This is a genomic window from Novosphingobium umbonatum (genome assembly GCF_004005905.1).
GTDB classification, from domain to species: Bacteria; Pseudomonadota; Alphaproteobacteria; order Sphingomonadales; family Sphingomonadaceae; genus Novosphingobium; species Novosphingobium umbonatum.
Genome location: NZ_SACO01000010.1, coordinates 62201 through 81459 on the forward strand (window position 1 = coordinate 62201; position 19259 = coordinate 81459).

General features: G+C 62.7%; 15 protein-coding genes. 14 read left to right on the forward strand and 1 reads right to left on the reverse strand.

Annotation, left to right across the window (positions count from 1 at the left end; genetic code table 11):
• Positions 1 to 19 precede the first annotated feature (19 nt).
• The 13 genes from EOE18_RS12920 (at position 20) to EOE18_RS12980 (ending at position 16877) form a co-directional block, all read left to right on the forward strand.
• Positions 20 to 964, forward strand: a complete 945-nt coding sequence (locus EOE18_RS12920) for an alpha/beta hydrolase (RefSeq protein WP_127710174.1) — start codon at positions 20 to 22, stop codon at positions 962 to 964.
• Positions 961 to 2250, forward strand: coding sequence for an L-rhamnose catabolism isomerase (rhaI, locus tag EOE18_RS12925; protein WP_127710177.1), 1290 nt, complete (start codon positions 961 to 963; stop codon positions 2248 to 2250). The genes EOE18_RS12920 and rhaI overlap by 4 nt, the downstream gene beginning before the upstream one ends.
• Before the next feature lie 140 nt (positions 2251 to 2390).
• Positions 2391 to 5777, forward strand: a complete 3387-nt coding sequence (locus EOE18_RS12930) for a glycosyl hydrolase (protein WP_127710178.1) — start codon at positions 2391 to 2393, stop codon at positions 5775 to 5777.
• Positions 5778 to 5793: 16 nt separating this feature from the next.
• Positions 5794 to 6690 carry a LysR family transcriptional regulator gene (locus EOE18_RS12935; protein WP_127710180.1) on the forward strand — a complete coding sequence of 299 codons (897 nt, stop codon included), beginning with the start codon at positions 5794 to 5796 and terminating at the stop codon, positions 6688 to 6690.
• A gap of 121 nt (positions 6691 to 6811) precedes the next feature.
• Positions 6812 to 8053, forward strand: a complete 1242-nt coding sequence (locus EOE18_RS12940) for an amidohydrolase family protein (protein ID WP_127710182.1) — start codon at positions 6812 to 6814, stop codon at positions 8051 to 8053.
• A 5-nt stretch (positions 8054 to 8058) separates the two neighbouring features.
• Positions 8059 to 9573, forward strand: coding sequence for a bifunctional 3-(3-hydroxy-phenyl)propionate/3-hydroxycinnamic acid hydroxylase (locus tag EOE18_RS12945; RefSeq protein ID WP_127710184.1), 1515 nt, complete (start codon positions 8059 to 8061; stop codon positions 9571 to 9573).
• Positions 9570 to 9980 carry a GlcG/HbpS family heme-binding protein gene (locus EOE18_RS12950; protein WP_127710186.1) on the forward strand — a complete coding sequence of 137 codons (411 nt, stop codon included), beginning with the start codon at positions 9570 to 9572 and terminating at the stop codon, positions 9978 to 9980. Before EOE18_RS12945 ends, EOE18_RS12950 begins: the two co-directional genes overlap by 4 nt.
• Before the next feature lie 17 nt (positions 9981 to 9997).
• Positions 9998 to 10918 (forward strand): VOC family protein, encoded by a 921-nt coding sequence (locus EOE18_RS12955; RefSeq protein ID WP_127710314.1) that lies wholly within the window; start codon positions 9998 to 10000, stop codon positions 10916 to 10918.
• A gap of 6 nt (positions 10919 to 10924) precedes the next feature.
• Positions 10925 to 11758, forward strand: coding sequence for a fumarylacetoacetate hydrolase family protein (locus tag EOE18_RS12960; protein ID WP_127710188.1), 834 nt, complete (start codon positions 10925 to 10927; stop codon positions 11756 to 11758).
• A gap of 87 nt (positions 11759 to 11845) precedes the next feature.
• The gene (locus tag EOE18_RS12965) at positions 11846 to 14164 is read left to right on the forward strand and encodes a TonB-dependent receptor (protein WP_246027436.1); all 2319 of its coding nucleotides are present in this window, start codon (positions 11846 to 11848) and stop codon (positions 14162 to 14164) included.
• A gap of 71 nt (positions 14165 to 14235) precedes the next feature.
• Positions 14236 to 15096, forward strand: coding sequence for an alpha/beta hydrolase (locus EOE18_RS12970; protein WP_127710190.1), 861 nt, complete (start codon positions 14236 to 14238; stop codon positions 15094 to 15096).
• Positions 15093 to 16406, forward strand: a complete 1314-nt coding sequence (locus tag EOE18_RS12975; protein ID WP_127710192.1) for a glycoside hydrolase family 1 protein — start codon at positions 15093 to 15095, stop codon at positions 16404 to 16406. The genes EOE18_RS12970 and EOE18_RS12975 overlap by 4 nt, the downstream gene beginning before the upstream one ends.
• A 15-nt stretch (positions 16407 to 16421) precedes the next feature.
• Positions 16422 to 16877 carry a hypothetical protein gene (locus EOE18_RS12980; protein ID WP_246027437.1) on the forward strand — a complete coding sequence of 152 codons (456 nt, stop codon included), beginning with the start codon at positions 16422 to 16424 and terminating at the stop codon, positions 16875 to 16877.
• A gap of 1 nt (position 16878) precedes the next feature.
• Here the strand turns inward: EOE18_RS12980 and EOE18_RS12985 are convergent, their stop codons facing one another.
• Positions 16879 to 17658, reverse strand: a complete 780-nt coding sequence (locus EOE18_RS12985) for an SDR family oxidoreductase (RefSeq protein WP_127710194.1) — start codon at positions 17656 to 17658, stop codon at positions 16879 to 16881.
• A gap of 83 nt (positions 17659 to 17741) precedes the next feature.
• Between EOE18_RS12985 and EOE18_RS12990 the strand changes: the two genes are divergently transcribed.
• Complete coding sequence (locus EOE18_RS12990; protein ID WP_127710196.1) at positions 17742 to 19166, forward strand: MFS transporter; 1425 nt, start codon at positions 17742 to 17744, stop codon at positions 19164 to 19166.
• Positions 19167 to 19259: the final 93 nt, after the last annotated feature.

Consider the following 19259-nt stretch of genomic DNA (forward strand, 5'->3'; position numbering starts at 1 on the left):
GGAATGGAGAGGATAGAACATGACGCGAATCGCATCTCTTTGCACCTTGGTTGCCACGCTGGTCCTGAGCGGACCGGCGCTGGCACAGGGCGGTATGCCGGTGATGGTGCCTGCCAAGGCTCCGGCTGACCAGCAGGCCATCCCGCTTTACGGCAAGGCCAACCCCGGTTCGCTGTCCAGCGAAGTGTGGAGCCGCGCCGGAGGCAAGGATTACACCGTCCGCAACGTCACCTATCCCACGCTGACGCCGGTCCTGCCCGCCAAGGGCAAGGCCAATGGCGCGGCGGTGGTGGTGGCACCGGGCGGTGCCTTCATGCTGTTGGCGATGGATCACGAAGGCTGGAAAGTAGCCCATGCGTTGGCCGCGCGGGGCATCACCGCCTTTGTGCTGAAATATCGCCTGACGCCCACGCCCAGGGATGAGAAGGAAGCTGCGCCCTTTATGGGGGCCAAGCTGGCGCAGGAAATCGGCCATCCGATGAGTGGCGAATTGCTGGGCAAGAGCGAGGCGCCCGCCGATGGCGCGGCAGCGATCGCCTATGTGCGCAGCCATGCGGCCAGCTATGGCATCGACCCCAAGCGGATCGGCATGATCGGCTTTTCCGCCGGTGCGATGACCGCCCGCCGTGTGGCGCTGGATGCACCTGTTGCGGCGCGGCCCGATTTCCTCGGCTATATCTATGGTCCGCAGGATGCCGAAAATGTTCCGGCCGATGCGCCGCCCATGTTCGATGCCATCGCGCTGGACGATGCTCTGTTCCCCTCCAAGGGTTTCCCGATTGCGCAAAGCTGGATGGCGGCCAAGCGTCCGGTGGAAATCCATGGCTATCAACAGGGCAACCACGGCTTTGGCCTTGGCGTGCCCGGCACCACCACCACTCACGTTCTCGATCAATTCATCGCCTGGCTCGATATGCAGGGCTTCCTTGCCAAGGGCCCGAATGCGCGAAAGGATAGCAAGTGACTCTTCCCATCTCCTCCGATCTGATCGCCGAGCATAATGCCAAGGGGCTTGATGCCCTGAACGAGGATTATGCCGCACTGGGCCGCAAGCTGGCGCGCACGGGCATCGACATTGACGCGATCAAGGCCCGCGTCGCCGGTTTCTCGGTCGCCGTCCCCTCGTGGGGCGCTGGCCGTGGCGGCACGCGCTTTGCCAAGTTCCCCATTGCGGGCGAACCCACCAATATCCATGAAAAGCTGGAAGACTGCGCCGTCATCCAGCAGCTGGGCCGCCGCACGCCCCGCGTCTCGCCGCATTTCCCTTGGGACAAGGTGTCGGACTACAAGGCTCTGCGCGAAGAAGCCGCTGACCTTGGCCTTGGCTGGGATGCGGTAAACTCGAACACGTTTCAGGATCAGGTGGGTCAGGCCCACACCTATGCCAATGGCTCGCTGTCCTCGCAGGATGCAGGCGCGCGCCAACAGGCTGTGGAACATAACATCGAATGCATCGAAATCGGCAAGCAGCTGGGGTCGACCGATCTGACCGTGTGGGTGGGCGATGGCACCAACTTCCCCGGCCAGCAGGATCTGGGCCGCAGCCTTGACCGCTATCTGGATGCCGCAGCCCAAATCTATGCCGCGCTGCCCGATGATTGGCGCATGCTGCTGGAACACAAGATGTTCGAGCCTGCTTTCTACTCCACCGTCATTTCCGACTGGGGCAGCTCGATTCTGGCCGCGCAGACCTTGGGCGACAAGTGCAAGTGCCTTGTCGACCTTGGCCACCATGCGCCCAATGTGAACATCGAACAGATCGTGGCCCGCCTGCACCGCTTTGGCAAGCTGGGTGGTTTCCACTTCAACGATAGCAAATATGGCGATGACGATCTGGATTCGGGCAGCATCAACCCGCACCAGCTGTTCCTCGTCTTCAACGAACTGGCCGAGGCCGAAGCCAATCCGCGTGATGGTTTCAACCCCAGCTATATGATCGACCAGTCGCATAATGTGACCGATCCGATCGAATCGATGCTGTCCAGCGCCGAAACCATTGCTGCCTGCTTTGCCAAGGCCGCTCTGGTGGACCGCGCAGCGCTGCATGCCGCGCAGGAAGCCAATGACACGATGATGGCGTTCCAGGCCCTGCGCCGCGCCTATAATATCGACGTGGCCCCCATTCTGGCCATGGCCCGCGTGGAAGCCGGTGGCGCGCTGGATGTGCTGGAAGCCTATCGCCTGAGCGGCTATCGCGCCCGCAAGGCGCAGGAGCGCAAGGCGGTTGGCCTTGGTGCCGGCATCGTATGATCCTTGGTGTTGGGCCGTCTAAACGGCCTGCCCATTTGAACTGAACAGGCGCCGCCTTTGGACCTTTCCCGCTTGAGGAAAGGCCACAGGCGGCGTTTTTCCTTGTAACAACACACAAGTCTCGGGGGAGACGTATTACCATGGCGCCTATCCGCTTCACTCGCCGCCACAAGCTGGCCCTTTCGCTGGCCAGCGCTTTGGCCCTGTCGGGTTCTGCCTTTGCGCAACAGGCCGACCTTGAAACCCAGTTCCGTGATCCGCCCCAATCGGCCCGCCCGCGCGTGTGGTGGCATTGGATGAACGGCAATATCACCAAGGACGGTATCGCCAAGGATATGGCGTGGATGAAGTCGGTGGGCATTGGCGGTTTGCAGAATTTCGACGTGAACCTGCAAACGCCGCAAGTGGTTGAAAAGCGCCTCGCCTATATGACGCCGGAGTGGAAGGACGCCTTCCGCTTTGCCGCGCAAGAGGCCGAAAGGCAGGGGCTTGAACTGGCGATTGCCGCCTCGCCGGGTTGGAGCGAGACGGGCGGCCCCTGGGTCAAGCCTGCGGATGGTCTGAAAAAGCTGGTGTGGAGCGAGACGCTGGTGCCTGCTGGCAAGGCGTTCAAGGGCAAGATTGCCACCCCGCCCCAGATCACCGGACCCTATCAGGCGATGGGCAAGGGGCTGGGCTTTGACGATATTGCCGCAGGCCATCACCCCGAGGCGGCACCCAATTATTACAGCGATGTCGCGGTATTGGCCGTGCCGGTGGCGGTACAGGCCACGCCCGCGCCCAAGGCCAGCGTAGGCGGGCAAGCGGTGGATGCCGCCCTGCTGTTTGACAGCAATCTGACCGCGGGCGTTTCCGTGCCGCGCGGCACGGCGCAGGCGGCGGGCAATGTCACCTATGCCTATGACGCGCCGCAGACCATGCGCAGCGCCACCGTCTTTGTGCCCGGCGCCAAGATCATGTTCCGTGGCCCCACGGTCGATCCGGTGCTGGAGGCCAGCGATGATGGCCAGAACTGGCGCGAGATCACCCATTTCACCGTGGCTGATGTCCCCACCACGGTCAGTTTTGCGCCCGTCACCGCCAAGTTCTTCCGTCTGGTGCTCAAGCCTTTGGTCTCCACCTCCGCCAATATGGGCGCGCCTGCCGAGGGCGTGGAAATCCCCGGCCTGTTCGCTACTTTGGCTGGCGGGGATCAGCCGTGGACGCTGGGTCAATTCGGGCTCTACGCCGAGGCGAAGGTCAATCTGGCCGAGACCAAGGCTGGTTTCGCGCTGGCGCATGACTATTATACGCTGACCAATCCGGCCGATGCCGCCACGGGCGCCACGGCGGCGCAAGTGGTGGATCTGACCAAGCTGGTGCAGGCCGATGGCTCGCTGGACTGGAAGGCGCCTGCTTTGCCCAAGGGGCAGCAGTGGCGGATCGTCCGTCTGGGCGCCAGCTTGCTGGGCACCACCAACCATCCCGCCCCTGCCGAGGCGACCGGCCTGGAGGTCGACAAGTTCGATGCCGATGCGGTGGGCCGTTATATGGACCATTATCTGGGCATGTATCGCGATGCCGCCGGTGCCGACATGATCGGGGCCAAGGGCGTGCGTGCGATCCTGACCGATTCGATCGAGGTGGGCGCGGCCAATTACACGCCCAAGATGCTGGCCCAGTTCAAGGCGCTACGCGGCTATGACGCTACGCCCTGGTTGCCCGCGCTGACCGGCATGCTGGTGGGCAGCCGCGAGGATAGCGACAAGTTCCTCTATGACTGGCGCCGCACTCTGGCCGATCTGATGGCTAGTGAGCATTATGGCACGGTGGCGGCCAAGGCCCATGCGGCGGGCTTGAAGGTCTATGGCGAGGCGCTGGAGGATCATCGCCCCAGCCTTGGCGATGACATGTCGATGCGTACCCATGCCGATGTGCCGATGGCCGCGCTCTGGACCTTTACCCAAAAGGACGGGCCCAACCCCTCCTATCTGGCCGATATGAAGGGTGCGGCCAGCGTGGCGCATATCTATGGGCAGAATCTGGTGGCGGCTGAATCGATGACTTCGGCGCTGACCTATTGGGCCGATAGTCCGCGCACGTTGAAGCATGTGATCGATCTGGAGTTCGTGACCGGCGTGAACCGTCCGGTGGTGCATACTTCGGTGCATCAGCCTTCGGATGACAAGGTGCCCGGCCTGTCGTTGATGATCTTTGGTCAATATTTCAACCGGCACGAGGCATGGGCGCCTTTGGCCAAGGGCTGGGTCGATTATATCAGCCGCAACAGCCTGTTGCTGCAGAACGGGCGCAATGTGGCCGATGTGGGCTATTTCTATGGCGAGGAAGCCCCGATCACGGGCCTGTATGGTGACAAGAAGGTGGGCGATGCGCCCAAGACCCGCGCCTTTGACTTTGTGAATTTTGACGCGTTGACCGGTGCCTTGCGCAATGAGGGCAAGGAATTGGTGTCGGCCGGTGGTGCGCGTTATGGCGCGCTCTATCTGGGCGGGTCGAGCTACAAGATGACCTTGCCCGCGCTACGCAAGATTGCCGCGCTGGCGCAGGGCGGGGCGACGATCATCGGCATGGCGCCGCAGGGTTCGCCCAGCCTTGGTCAGGAGGACAAGGCCGAATATGCCGCGCTGGTGGCCAAGCTGTGGCCCGCTGGCGGTGATACGGTGGTCGGCAAGGGCCGCGTGATCGCCAGCCAGAATGTCGAGGAAGCGCTAGACAAGGCAGGCATCGCGCCCGATTTCCGCATGAGCGGCGGGGCAGCCGATGCTGAGGTGCCTTTCCTGCATCGCCGCTGGGAATCGGGCGACAGCTATTTCCTCGTCAACCGCAAGGAGCGCGTGGAAAGCTTTACCGCCCATTTCCGCGTGACCGGCAAGCAGCCCGAATTGTGGCATGCCGAAACCGGCACGTTCGAACCGGTGAGCTATCGCATCGAGAATGGCGAGACGATCGTGCCCCTGACGCTGCTGGCGGAAGAATCGGTGCATGTCGTGTTCCGCAAGCCTGCCACGGGTGACGCGCTGGCCATCAAGAAACTGGCCCCTGCGCCGCTCTCCACGCTGGACGGCGCATGGACGGTGGCCTTCCAATCCGGACGCGGCGCTCCGGCCAGTGTGGTGCTGCCCCAGCTGGCCCCGCTCAATGAAAATGCCGATAGCGGCATCGCCCATTTCTCGGGCGTTGCCACCTATGCCAAGGACTTTGCCGCGCCCAAGGGTTGGAAGGCGGGGCAGCCGCTCTGGCTCAACCTGGGCCAATTGCGCGAAGTCGCGCAGGTCAGCGTCAATGGCAAGGATCTGGGCATTGTCTGGCACGCGCCCTATCGGGTGGATCTGGGCAGCGCGGTCAAGGCGGGCAAGAACCATGTCGAGATCCGCGTGGCCAATCTGTGGATCAACCGCCTGATTGGCGATGCACAGAAAGGCGCGCAGAAAGTGACCTTTACCGCCATGCCAACCTATCGCCCCGATGCGCCTTTGCGCGAATCGGGCCTGATCGGTCCGGTGGTGCTGGAAGGCGCCGCCCGATAAGGCTATAGGACCCATCATGATCGACCCCCGCGCCCTTCGCACATTCCACGAAGTCTGCCGCGCGGGGTCGATCAGCGGCGCGGCGCGTGCGCTCAACATCTCCCAACCTTCGGTGTCCAGCGCGATTGCCATGCTGGAGGGGCGGTTGGGCGCCACCCTGTTTGAACGCACCCGCACCGGCATTGTGCTGACCCCGGCGGGCGAGGCTTTGCGGCTGCGGGCGCAAATGCTCGATCACCTGTTGCGCGATGCCGAGGCCGAAGTGGCCGCCGCACAGGAAGGGGCAGGCGGCCCCTTGCGCATTGGCGGCACGCCCGGCGCCTTGGTCAGCCTGCTGCCTCTGGCCATTGCGCGCATGGAGGAGTCAGTGCCGCGCATGACCTTGCATGTGCTGGAACGCGCCGACCGCGAATTGACCGGCATGTTGCGCGAGGGCGACATTGAACTGGCCTTTGTCACCACCGCGATGGAAGAGCCCGATCCCGATATTGCCGAAAAGACCTTTGCCCGTGATCCCTTCGCGCTGATGGTCTCGGCCGAGAACAAGGCGATGGCGGGCAGCATTTCCCTAAGGCAGGCCGACAGTCTGCGCTGGGTCTTGCCCGAGGCGCAGGGCGCGTTCCGGCGGCAGGTGGACGCCTTGTTTGCGGCCGCCGGTGTGGCCGCCCCGCGCGATGTGATTCGCTGCGATTCGCTGCTGACCACCAAGGCGATTGTGCGCGACACCGGACGGGTGACCATCCTGCCCATGCGGGTGGCGGCCAGCGAATTGTCGATGGGGGTCTTGCGCGCCGTCCGCATTGCCGAGGCCGGTTTTGAACGCAGCGTGGGTGTGCGTTGGCTGAAAGGGCGCGAGCCATCGGCGCTGGCGCGGCAATTGCTGGCCCATCTGGCCGAGGGTGAGGCTATTTAGCCACAACCCATAGGCTGAACCTATGGCAATCCCAAAATCGCGTATTTTACCTTATGATGCTGGCTTGGCAAAAGGGGCACAAGAGTGGCCGTCAGGTCCAGCATTCTAGGGAGAGCCAAGCGTGACCACGCTTTTCACCAATATTCGCATTTTTGATGGTACGCCCAACGCCACCCGCTTGGGGCAAGTGCTGGTCGATGGCGACAAGATTGCCCGCGTGGCCTATGCTCCCGAAACGATTGACGCCCCCGAAGCCACGGTGGTGGATGGTCAGGGTGGCACGTTGATGCCCGGTCTGGTGGATGGCCATACCCATCTGCAATTGGGCAGCAGCGTCGAAAGCATGAGCAAGCCGGGCAATCACCCGACCGAAGTGCTGGCGCTGACCGCGGCCCATTGTGGCCGCGTGATGCTCGATCATGGCTTTACGGCGGCCTATTCGGGCGGCTCGCCTTCGGCGGCGGCGGAAATCGCGGTGAAGGCCGCTTTTGACAAGGGCACGATGGCTGGCCCGCGTCTGGTGACCAGCTCGATGGAAAAGCTGCCCGGTGGTACGCCCGGCTTGATCTTCAAATTCCCCGACCGCGATACACGCCCCAGCGATCCGGCGGCTGTGGCTGGCTTTGTGGAAGAAATGGCGGCGTCGGGCCTACAAACGGTCAAGTTCCTGCTCAATGGCGTGTCGGCCATGGATCCGGGCACCAATCTGTCCGAACAGTTCCATGAAGATGAAATCATGGCGGCGGGTGAAGCCGCGCGTCGCTGCGGCGTGTCGTTGACGGCCCATTGCTACACCGCCGCCTCGATCAAGGTGGCGATCAAGGCCGGTTTCAAGGTGCTCTATCACTGCAACTATGCCGATGATGAGGCGCTGGACGCAATCGAGGCGGCCAAGGATTCGCTCTACATCGGTCTGGCTCCCGGCATTGAAGAAGCCGACCGCGACCGCGCGCCCAAGTTCGGCTTTATGGCCAGCGAGGGTCAGGTGGCCGAACAGATTTCCGCCGTCGAGCACAAGAAGGCCGTGGGTCGGGAATTGCGCAAGCGTGGCGTGCGTTCGGTGATCGGGGGCGATTATGGCTTCCCGTGGAACCCGATCGGCATGAATGCGCGCGATCTGGAACTGTTTGTCGAATGGTTTGGCTATTCGCCTGCGGAAACCCTGTCCTGCGCCACGATGGTGGGCGGTGAATTGATGGGTATGCCGATTGGCCAGATCAAGGAAGGCTATCTGGCCGACCTGCTGCTGGTGGCGGGCGATCCGACCGAGAATATCTCGCTGTTGCGCGACAAGGGCAACCTGAAGGCAATCATGAAAGGCGGCGCCTTCCACAAGGCGCCTGCCGCAGCTGCGGTGGCATAAATCCCATGTTTGATGTTGCAATTATCGGCTGTGGCCCCGTGGGGGCCATGGCAGCCAACCTGCTGGGCCGCGCAGGCCTGTCGGTGGTGGTGCTGGAAAAAGAGCTGACCCATTACCCCCTGCCGCGCGCGGTGCATCTTGATCACGAGATGATGCGCCTGTTCCAGTCGGCGGGCGTGATCGATCGGGTGTTGCCCGATATGATCGACACCGATGGCCATATGCATATTGGCGCGGACCATCAGGTCATCCGCTATATGGGCACGGTCGGCATGGCGCGCCCCTTTGGCTGGTCGAATGACTGGTTCTTCTATCAGCCCGAGCTGGAAGCCCATTTGCGCGACGGTTTTGCCGATCTGCCGCAGGTGGAGCTGAAGCTGGGTGCGGAATTCACCGGTCTGTCGCAGGAAGATGGTCCGGTGCGGATCAGCTATACGCTGGACGGCGCGGAGCAGCAGGTCTCGGCGCGCTGGGCGATTGCCTGCGATGGTTCGCGCAGCCCCGTGCGCAAGGCCTTGGGCGTCAAGCTGGACGACCTCGATTTCGAAGAGCCTTGGCTGGTGGTCGATGCCGAGGTGGAAGGTCCGGTGTCCTTCCCGCCGCTGAAAGGCGTGCCGGAAGCCGCCGATGTGCAGCGCCTGTCGGTGATGATGTGTGACCCCAAGCGTCCGGCCACGATTGTGCCGGGCCGCGGCAACCACCGCCGCTGGGAATTCATGCTGCTGCCCGGTGAAGATGACCAGCAGATGATGACGCCTGAAAAGGTGGGTGAGCTGGTGGGCGCATGGATGAAGGATGTGCCGCACAAAATCGTGCGCGCCGCCACCTATCGTTTCCACGGGCTGGTGGCCGAACAGTGGCAGGTGGGCAATGTGTTCCTTGCCGGTGATGCCGCGCACCAGACCCCGCCCTTCTTTGGGCAGGGCATGTGCCATGGCTTGCGCGATATTGCCAATCTGGCGTGGAAAATGGCGGCGATCATCCATGATCACGCCTCGCCCGAAATTCTGGTCACCTATCAGCCCGAACGCGATCCGCATGTGCGCGGCGTGATTGGCGCTGCCGTGGCGGCCGGCCGCTATATTTGCGAGCTTGACCCTGCCAAGGCCGCCGCGCGCGATGCCGAAATGGTGGCTCGTGCTGCGGCACAGGCTGGCCAGCACCAGACCGCGCATGACCTGATCCCCGCCATTTCCACCGGCATCATCCTGCGCGGCAGCCCCTCGGCGGGCGAGCGCTTCATCCAGCCTATGCTGGAAGATGGCCGCAAGCTGGACGATCTGACCGGCGATGGCTGGCGCCTGTTTGTGAAGGGTGCCGCCTCGGCCGTGGCCGGTGTGACCACTGTGGATGCAGCTCAGCTTCCCGATGGTGGCGCGGTGCTGGCATGGCTGGAATCGCGGGCTGCGCAAGCGGTGCTGGTGCGTCCGGACCATTATGTGTTCGGTACCGGTGATGTGGCTGGCCTGCTGGATGCGCGCCAGCGTCAATTGGGTCTGGCGCAGGAGATGGCGGCATGATCACGCTGGCTCAGGCACAGACCATTCTTTCCGCTGGCCTTGCCCATGCGCGCGCAGCCTCAGCCAAGCCTTTGGCGATGGTGGTGCTGGATGCGGGCGGCCATCCGGTGGCCATGGCGCGTGAGGATGGCGCCACCTTCTTCCGCGCCGATATTGCCAAGGCGAAGGCCTATGGCGCGCTGGGCATGGGCGCGGACACCGCCATTCTGGCCGAGCGGGCCAAGGGCAATCCGGTGTTCTTTTCCGGCGTGGTGACCACGGTGGGCGGTGATCTGGTGTTCTCGCCCGGTGGCGTGCTGGTGAAGGATTCCGGCGGCGCGGTGATCGGCGCGGTGGGCGTTTCGGGTGATACCGGCGAGATGGATGCCGAGTGCGCCATCGCGGGCATCAAGGCCGCAGGCTTCTGAAAAGGGTTGAGATGATGATGAAACTGCGCAGCATCGAACTGGCTCTGCCCAAGGCAGCCGAGGCGCATCGCTGGATGATCGACATTTGGGGTTGCGCCGATGCGGGCCAGCAGGGGGACACGTTCTACCTGCGCGGCAGCGGCACCTTCCCCTATCTGGTCTCGCTCAGCGAGAGCGCGGATAATTTCGTGCGCTCCACCACCTTTGTCTGCTCGCCCGACCGTCTGGCCCAAGTGGCCAAGGCGGCGCTGGCGCGTGGCCTGAATGCCGCGCCTTGCGTGTCGAGCGATCCGGGCGGCGGCGAAGGTCTAGTGGTGGAACTGGCCGAGGGCGAATTGCTGCGTTTCCTTGTGGGCGCCGAAGAAGTCGCTCCCATCGAAGGCCATAGCAAAGCCTCGCGCCGCGTGATGCCGGTGAAGTTGACCCATGTGGTGTTCAACGCGGCTGATGCCGAAGCCAGCGGCGATTTGGTCGAGGAAGTCCTCGGCTTCCGCGTGTCGGACCGCACCAAGGGCATGGTCTTTGTCCGCTGCAATGAAGCGCATCATTCCACCGCCTTTGCCCGTGCCGGTTTCTCCAGCCTCAACCATATCGCCTTTGAAATGGAAGATCTGGACAGCGTGATGCGCGGCATTGGCTGCATGCGCGACCATGGCTTTGCCCCCGCATGGGGTCCGGGCCGTCATGGTCCGGGCGACAATGTCTATGCCTATTACATCGCGCCCTTTGGTCCGGTGATCGAATATTCGACCGCGGTGGAAAAGGTGGGCGATGATTATCAGGCGGGCGAGCCTGATGACTGGACCTGGCCGGAAAAGCGCATCGACCAGTGGGGCGTGTCCGACAAGGATTTTGCGGGTCTGCGCATTGCGGAAGAAGCCTTCCGTTTCCGCCGCGAATGGGATCCGGCCCCGATCGAACAGTTTGCAGGAGTATAATCCCCCATGCGTTACATCTCTTTCACCCGCGCCGATGGCAGCGCCTCCTATGGCCGTCTGGATGGCGAAACCGTTTATGATCTGGGCGTCGAAGGCGCGCCGGTGGACCTGAAGGCCGCGCTGGCCGCTGGCGTGCTGGAAGGCCTGTCCGATGGTCCGGCGCTGGCTTTGGCTGACGTTAAGCTGCTGCCGCTCGTGCCCAATCCGGACAAGATCCTGTGCGTGGGCCTCAACTATGCCACCCATGTGGCCGAAACGGGCCGTGAGCAGAAAGAGCATCCCGCCATCTTCACCCGCTATGCCGACAGCCTGATCGCTGATGGCGATGCCATGGTCCGCCCGCCCGAAAGCGTGCGTTTCGACTATGAAGGCGAGCTGGCGATTGTGATCGGCAAGAAGGGCCGCCGCATCGCGCCTGAAAACGCATGGGACCATGTTGCTGGCTATTCGGTCATCAATGATGGCTCGATCCGCGATTGGCAGCGCCACAATATCCAGTTCACCCCTGGCAAGACCTGGCCCGCCACCGGCCCCTTCGGCCCCGCGCTGGTGACCAAGGATGAAGTCGCCGATCTGGCCAGCCAGCGCGTGCAGACCCGCGTGAATGGCGAGTTGGTGCAGGATCAGCCGATCAGCGACCAGATCTGGGATATTCCCACGGTCATCGCCTATTGCTCGACCTTCACCGATCTGAACCCCGGCGATGTGATTGCCACCGGCACGCCGGGCGGTGTGGGCGACAAGCGCAAGCCGCCGCTGTACCTGAAGGCCGGTGACGTGGTGGAAGTATCGGTGGGCGTGATTGGCAAGCTGTCCAATCCGGTGATCGACGAAGCATAATTAATACCATCCGGCCCGATGGGCCAACCAGACAAGCACCGGGTTGGGGCACGTATCCCCCCCGGGCTTTAAGTTAGGGAGAATATCATGAGCAAGATCCTTCCCCGTCATTTGCTGTCGGGTGCCGCACTGGGCGCGATGCTGACTTTCGCCGCGCCGCAGGCCATGGCTGCCGATGCGCCGGAACAGGTTGCCGCCCCCGGCGATATCGTGGTGACCGCAAGCCGCCGCGCCGAACGTCTGCAGGATGTTCCCATCGCCGTGTCGGCCATTGGCGCTGCCCAGATCAAGTCGGGCGGTTTCCAGCAATTGACCGATATCCAGTATCAGGTTTCGGGCGTGCAATTCGGCAATTCGCCCAATGACGCGGGCTTCCGTCTGCGCGGCGTGGGTACGGCGGGCGGCTATTCCAGCTCGTCGGAACAGAATGTCGGCACCGTGGTTGATGGCGTGGTCATTCCTTTCGGCAACCCCGTGGGCAGCCTTGGCGATCTGGAACGCGTCGAAGCGCTCAAAGGTCCGCAGGGCACGCAGTTCGGCAAGAACGCCTCTTCGGGCGTGATCAACATCACCACCGCCAAGCCCAAGTTCGGCGTGCTGTCGGGCAAGGTCTTCGCCTCCTATGGCGAGTTGAACGAAGTCAACACCAATGCCTCGGTCAATATTCCGGTCAGCGCCAATTCGGCTCTGGCGGTCTATGCCTATTATCGCAGCAATGACGGCTTCGTGAACAATGTGGTGCGCCATGAAAAGTGGGGCGGCACGATCAACTCGGGCGTGCGTGCGAAATATTTCTACGAGCCCAGCGATGATCTGAGCTTCTATCTGATCGGCGACTATTCGCGCAATGTGGGCCGTGGCCCCGGCCAGCTGTGGACGATCAACTCGCTTCCCAACAGCTATGGCACCGCTGCCGGTGCTTTGGCGACGGCTCGTTTTGCCAATCTGGCCTCGCTGGGCGTGACGCCGGGCCTGACCAATGACAAGTCGGTGGAAAATTCGGCAGGCTATAATTCGGAACAGAATTACGGCGGCTCGCTGGAAATCAACAAGAAGCTGGGCAATTACAACCTGACCTCGATCACTGCCTATCGCGGTTTCGTGCAGGGCGCGGCGGCCTATGCGATTGACGCCACCAGCTATTCCATCTTCACCGCCCGCGAAATGCCCAAGCCGCAGAGCTTCATCAGCGAAGAACTGCGCCTGAGCTCGGCTTCGGGCAGCAAGCTGGAATTCATCGGCGGTATCTATGCCTCGTCGCGCAAGGTGGGCAGCCCCAATTTCTACAGCGCGGCCCAGCTGCGCCCCGCTCTGCCTTTTGCCACCACCACGATCAATATTTCGGCGGGCAAGACCAACACCCAGACCAAGTCGGACTCGGTGGCCGGTTTTGTCGATGGCAAATATCACGTGACCGAGCAATTCGCGCTGATCGGCGGTTTCCGCTATCAGTATGACTGGGTGAAGTCCTCCAGCGTCACCACGCTGGACGAACAATATATGCCCGGCACGGTGGTCGATGGCGGCTTTGTCGTGCCCTACACCGCCCGCCCCATGTCCACCGGTTCGGTGTCCAAGGGTGGCTGGTCGGGCAAGGCTGGCGCCAATTACAAGATCAACCGCGACGTGATGCTGTTTGGCACCATTGCCCGTGGTTACTTGGGCCCGACGGTCACGTTCTCGGGTCTGACCGGCACGCGTTCCGACGTGAACCCCCAGACGGTGCGCGACATCGCGCTGGGTATCAAGTCGCAGCTGTTCAACCGCGCGGTGACTTTCAACGCCAGTGTGTTCTTTGACCAGTACAAGAACCTGCAGACCAGCGTGTTCAACGGCACCGAATTCCTCACGCAGAACGCCGGTGGCTTTAACGCCAATGGTTTCGAGTTTGACGCCAACTGGCGTGTCAGCCCCGAATTCTCGCTGCGTGGCGGCATGACCTATTCGGAGACCAAGTTCACCGATTATGAAACCGCCTGCCCTGCCGTGGTGAAGGCCGCCTATACTTGCTACACCAAGAATGGCACCAGCCTGGTGCAGGCCGCTGGCGAACCCCTGTCGGGCGCGCCCAAGGTCAGCGCCACCTTTGGTGCTGACGTAAAGGTGCCGATCAACGATCGCCTGAACTTCGACTGGTCGGCCAATTTCTACTATCGCAGCCGCGTGCAGTATGACGTGGCCAGCGCGGTGTCGTCGCAGCCGGGCTATTACACGATCGGTCTGAACACCGGCGTGGGCGATGCCGAGGGCAAGTGGCGCGTGGGTGTCTTCGCCCGCAACCTGCTGGACAAGCGCTTTGTCGCTTCGGTGATCGGCATGCCCTTTGCCGATGCCGGTGCCACGGTGAACTGGCTGACGCGTGAAGGTCGTCGTACGGTGGGCGTCAGCGCCACGATGAGCTTCTAAATCCGCTGACAAGAGGCGGCGCAGGTCACAGGCTTGCGCCGCCTTTTCCTATTGTAACAAGGGCCACTGCCATGACCGACAAGCAGACCACCACGCGCCACGCCATTGCCGCCATGGGGCAGGGGCTGGGGCCAGTGGTGCTGGAACAATGCCGCGCCTTGTATGAAGCCGAGCAGCAGGCGCTGGTGGCCCAAGTGCCCTTGGCGGCGCGCGATCTGGCCTATGGCCCGCATGAAAGGCACCGGCTGGACCTTTATGGTGCGGTGGAAAATGGCCTCAAGCCGGTGCTGCTGTTTGTGCATGGCGGCGGTTTCGTGCTGGGGGACAAGGGTGATACCGGTTGGGCCAATGCCGCGGTTGGTCGCTGGGCCGCAACGCAGGGCTGGATCGGGGCGGTGATGAATTACCGTCTGGCCCCCGATCATCTCTGGCCCGCGGGCAGCGAGGATGTCGGCGCGGCGCTGGATTATCTGCGCGCCCATGTGGCCGATCATGGCGGCGATCCGGAACGCATTGTGGTGATGGGCACCTCGGCGGGGGCGGTGCATGTCTCCGGCTTTCTGCGCCTGCGGGCCGATCATGGCGATCTGGTGCGCGGGGCGGTGCTTTTGTCGGGCCTTTATGGCTATGAACCGATCGACGCCAAGGACGAGCGCTATTACGGCGCGCCCGACACCTATGCCGACAAGGCGCCGCGCGAAGCTGTCGCCTCCACCAGCCTGCCTTTGTTGGTCGCCTGTTCGCAGCATGATCCGGCGCGGTTTCAGGCTGAATTTCTGGGGCTGATGCAGGACCGACTGGCCCGCCATGGCACCATGCCGCGCTCGATCATCGTGCCGGGGCATAATCATTACACGCTGGCGATGCATCTGGGCACAAGCGATCAGCGTTTGGCCGATGAAATCGCCGCCTTTATGGGAGATATTCTGTGATCGACCGTCGTAGCCTGCTGGCTGGCGCCGCCGCTTTGGCCGCCACCCCTGCTTTTGCCGCCAAATCCGCAGCCAAGCCGTTCAACCCTGCCTTCCCCAAGGGTTTTCTGTGGGGCGCATCCACCGCCGGTCATCAGGTGGAGGGCAATAACACCACCTCCGACCTGTGGTTTCTGGAGCATCAGACGCCCACCATCTTTGCGGCGCCTTCGGGCGATGCTGCCAACAGTTTCCTGCTGTGGGAACAGGATCTGGATCTGGCGAAAAAGATCGGTCTCAACACCTATCGCTTTGGCGTGGAATGGGCGCGGATCGAGCCGGAAAAGGGGCAGTTTTCGCAGGCGATGCTCGACCATTACGGGCGGATTGTTGATGGTTGCCGCGCCCGTGGCTTGACCCCGATTGTTACCTATAGCCATTTCACCGCGCCTCTGTGGTTCTCGGCCCAGGGTGGCTGGACCAATCCGGAAAGCGCGGAACTCTTCGCTCGCTATTGCACGAAAGTGACCAAGGCGTTTGGTGACCGCATCGGCTATGCGATTACCTTCAACGAGCCGAACATCCTGTCGATCATCAAGCCGATCCTGCCCCCGCCGGTTTGGGAAATGCAGAAAGTGACGCTGGACACCGCCTCCAAACGTTTGGGCGTCAAGCGTTTCGTGGCGGCCAATGTGGCGGGCTATGACGATATCGCGCCTTTGCAGGATGGCATTGCCGTGGCCCATAAGGCTGGCCGCGCCGCGATCAAGGCGGTGGCGCCCAAGTTGCCGGTGGGGCTCTCGCTCTCGATGATTGATGATCAGGCGGTGGGCAAAGGGTCGATCCGCGACAAGATGCGCGCCGAATTCTATGGCCGCTGGCTGGAACTGGCCAAGGGTGATGATTTCATGGGCGTGCAGAATTACGAGCGCGCCCTGTGGGGCGACAAGGGCAAGCTGCCCGCGCCTGCCGGTGCCATCGTCAACTGGTCGGGCACGGAAGTCTATGCGCCCTCGCTGGCAGCGACCGTGCGCTATGCCTATCAGGAAACGCATGTGCCCATTCTGGTGTCCGAACATGGCGTTGGCACCGATGATGACACGATCCGCGCCCGTTTCATCCCGGAAGCTTTGCATGATCTGAAGCAGGCGGTGGATGATGGCGTGCCGGTGATCGGCTATTGCCACTGGTCGCTGGTGGACAATTTCGAATGGATTTTCGGCTTCAAGCCCCGTTTCGGTCTTGCCAGCTTTGATCCGGTCACTTTTGCGCGTACAGCCAAGCCCAGCGCTGCGGTTCTTGGTCGTATCGCGCAGGCCAATTCGCTGTAATCAGAAGGTTCCCCCGTGCTCAACACTGCCGCCTATATCCGCCGCGAAACTTTGGTCAGCATGGTGATCAACACGGTGCTGAGCTACGCCTTCTTTCTGGGCGTGTTTGGCCGTGGCGGGGATGTGCCGGTGTGGGGCATGGGGGCCTATGTCTTCGATTTCGGGCCGCAGTCCTTCATGATCGGGTTGATGGCCACCCTGGTGCCCGGCGCTTTGGCGGGCAAGGCGCGGCGCGCGGGGAAGGTGGCGGCTTGGGCAGGGGCAAGCCGTTTGCCCAAGGGTCTGGTGCCGCGCGCTGTTCTGGTCGCGCTGGGCAGCGTCGCTCTGGGCGTGGGCGGTTCGGCGCTGGTGGTCACTCTGCTGGGCGTGCAGAGCCTGCCCTATACGGCGGCGCTGACGGCCAAGCTGGTGTTCGGGGCGGCGCTGGCCCTGTTGGTAACGCCGCCCGGATTGAAGGCCGCCCTGCGTTAAATTAAAACAGGCCGGGATAGGCCCCGCCATCCAGCGCCAGATGCTGGCCGGAAATAAAGCCCGCCTGCGCCGAACAGAGGAAAGCACAGGCATCGCCAAATTCGGCCGGTTGGCCAATGCGCCCTGCCGGTCCGCGCGCGCCGATGCGGGCATAGGCTTCCTCCAGTGTGATGCCATCCTGCGCCACATAGCGCTGGGCCAGACTGGCCAGACGGTCGGTATCAAACGGTCCGGGCAGCAGGTTGTTGATCGTCACATTGTCGCGCACGCTGTCAAACTGCGCCACCTTGGCCATAGCCATCAGACCGGCGCGGGCCGAAACCGACAGGCCCATATCCACCGCAGGCGTTTTGACCTGCGCCGAGGTGATGTTCACAATCCGCCCAAAACGCCTTTCGCGCATGCCGCCGATCACCGCGCGCATCATGGCAATCGGGGACAGCATATTGCCCGCCACGGCGCTGGCCCAATCTTCCTCGCTGACTTCCTCCAACCGGCCTGCGCGCGGACCGTGGTTGTTGTTGACCAGAATATCGGGATCGGGGCAGGCCGCCAATACCGCCGCGCGGCCATCCGCGGTGCCCATGTCGCCCACCACATAATGCACCGTCGCGCCTGTGGCGGCCAGAATGCCTGCGGCGGCCTCTTCCAACCGGCCTGCATCGCGCCCGTTGATCCATACTTGCGCGCCCTCGCGCGCCAGCGAGGTGGCGCAGGCCAGTCCCAGCCCCTTGGAGGAAGCACAGACAATCGCCTTGCGCCCCTTGATGCCCAGATCCATGGTAAAACTCCTTTATTCCCTGTCGGACAGCTTCTTGGCCTGCATCTTGTCGCAGTGCAACAAGGGGCCTAAGGGAAGGGGCAATGTCGAGTCCCCCGCTCCCCTCGGAAACTTCCGGCTATCGCCTGATCTGCCTGATCATTGCTTCGGCGCTGTTTATGGAAACGCTGGATGCCACGGTGTTGGCAACCGCGCTGCCAACGCTGGCGCGCGATTTCGGGGTGCGCCCGCCAGCGGTGTCGGTGGCGGTAACGGCCTATCTGCTGGCCTTGGCGGTGTTCATTCCTGTCTCGGGCTATATGGCCGACCGCTATGGCGCGCGAAAAGTGTTTGCCAGCGCGATTGGCCTGTTTGTGGCGGGGTCGCTGGCCTGCGCTCTGGCGCCTGCGTTGGACTGGATGGCCTTGGCCCGATTTGCGCAAGGGATCGGCGGGGCGATGATGCTGCCGGTCGGGCGTCTGGTGATGCTGCGGGTGGTGCCCAAGAAAGATCTGGTCAATGCCGCCAGCTGGATGATGATGCCGGGGCTGCTGGGCACGATTCTGGGGCCGCCTTTGGGGGGCTTTATCGTCGCTTTGGCGCATTGGCGGATGATTTTCTGGATCAATGTGCCCACCGGCATCATCGCTTTGTGGTTCGTGCTGCGCCATATTCCCGATGTGCGTTCCGATGATGTGCCGCGCTTTGACTGGCTGGGCTTTATGCTGGCAGGCGGCGCCTTGGCGGGGCTGATGGTCGGGGCCGAACTGGCGGGGCCGGTGCATGCCTTGAGGGCCGCTGTTACGCCTCTGGCGGCGGGTATGGCGCTGGGGATGATCTATTTCATCCATGCGCGAAACCATCCCGCGCCCTTGCTGGATTTCACCCTGCTGCGGGTGCAGACCTTTCGCCTGTCATGGATTGCCGGTTCGTTGACGCGGCTGATTCAGGGCGCGCAGCCCTTCCTCCTGTCCTTGATGCTGCAATATGGCTTTGGCTATTCGGCGGCCAAGACTGGCACGATTACCCTTGCCACCGCCTTGGGCAGCGTGGCGATGAAAGGGCTGGCAGGGCGGGTGCTGCGCCGTCTGGGTTATCGGCGTGGTTTGATTGTGATGGGCTTGCTGGGCACGCTGACTTATGGTGCTTGCGGCTTTTTCACCCCCGCATGGCCGCATTGGGCGATCCTGTTGGTTCTGGTGGCGGCGGGCTTTTTCCTAAGCTTTTCCTTCACCGCCTATAACACCATTGCCTATGAAGGCATCGCCCATGATGACATGAGCAAGGCGACCAGTTTCTACACCACCTTCCAGCAGGTGACTCTGTCGCTGGGCGTGTGTTTTGCCGCGACCAGCCTGCAGCTTTCCATGCTGTGGCGCGGGGTGGAGCGGCCTGACCTGCCCGATTTTGCGCTGGCCTTCTGGATTGTGGCGGGCGTGTCGTTTCTGGCGATTTTCCCCAATTGGCGCTTTGCCCATGATGCGGGGGCGGAAATGACCGGTGAAGGAACCGGCGTCGGCGGGGACTGATTTTAACGCGCAAGCGACAGACGTATCAGTTCTGCGACAAATCTTATCGGTTGCGGCGCTTGACCCTTGGGGCGCTGCATGTCATGGCTCGGC

Bases quoted from the DNA above. Each gene is read 5' to 3' on its own strand.
- EOE18_RS12930 (WP_127710178.1), top strand. From the start codon at position 2,391: ATGGCGCCTATCCGCTTCACTCGCCGCCACAAGCTGGCCCTTTCGCTG.
- EOE18_RS12965 (WP_246027436.1), top strand. From the start codon at position 11,846: ATGAGCAAGATCCTTCCCCGTCATTTGCTGTCGGGTGCCGCACTGGGC.
- EOE18_RS12985 (WP_127710194.1), bottom strand. From the start codon at position 17,658: ATGGATCTGGGCATCAAGGGGCGCAAGGCGATTGTCTGTGCTTCCTCC.
- EOE18_RS12990 (WP_127710196.1), top strand. From the start codon at position 17,742: ATGTCGAGTCCCCCGCTCCCCTCGGAAACTTCCGGCTATCGCCTGATC.
- EOE18_RS12935 (WP_127710180.1), top strand. From the start codon at position 5,794: ATGATCGACCCCCGCGCCCTTCGCACATTCCACGAAGTCTGCCGCGCG.
- EOE18_RS12955 (WP_127710314.1), top strand. From the start codon at position 9,998: ATGAAACTGCGCAGCATCGAACTGGCTCTGCCCAAGGCAGCCGAGGCG.
- EOE18_RS12950 (WP_127710186.1), top strand. From the start codon at position 9,570: ATGATCACGCTGGCTCAGGCACAGACCATTCTTTCCGCTGGCCTTGCC.
- EOE18_RS12945 (WP_127710184.1), top strand. From the start codon at position 8,059: ATGTTTGATGTTGCAATTATCGGCTGTGGCCCCGTGGGGGCCATGGCA.
- EOE18_RS12970 (WP_127710190.1), top strand. From the start codon at position 14,236: ATGACCGACAAGCAGACCACCACGCGCCACGCCATTGCCGCCATGGGG.
- EOE18_RS12960 (WP_127710188.1), top strand. From the start codon at position 10,925: ATGCGTTACATCTCTTTCACCCGCGCCGATGGCAGCGCCTCCTATGGC.
- EOE18_RS12920 (WP_127710174.1), top strand. From the start codon at position 20: ATGACGCGAATCGCATCTCTTTGCACCTTGGTTGCCACGCTGGTCCTG.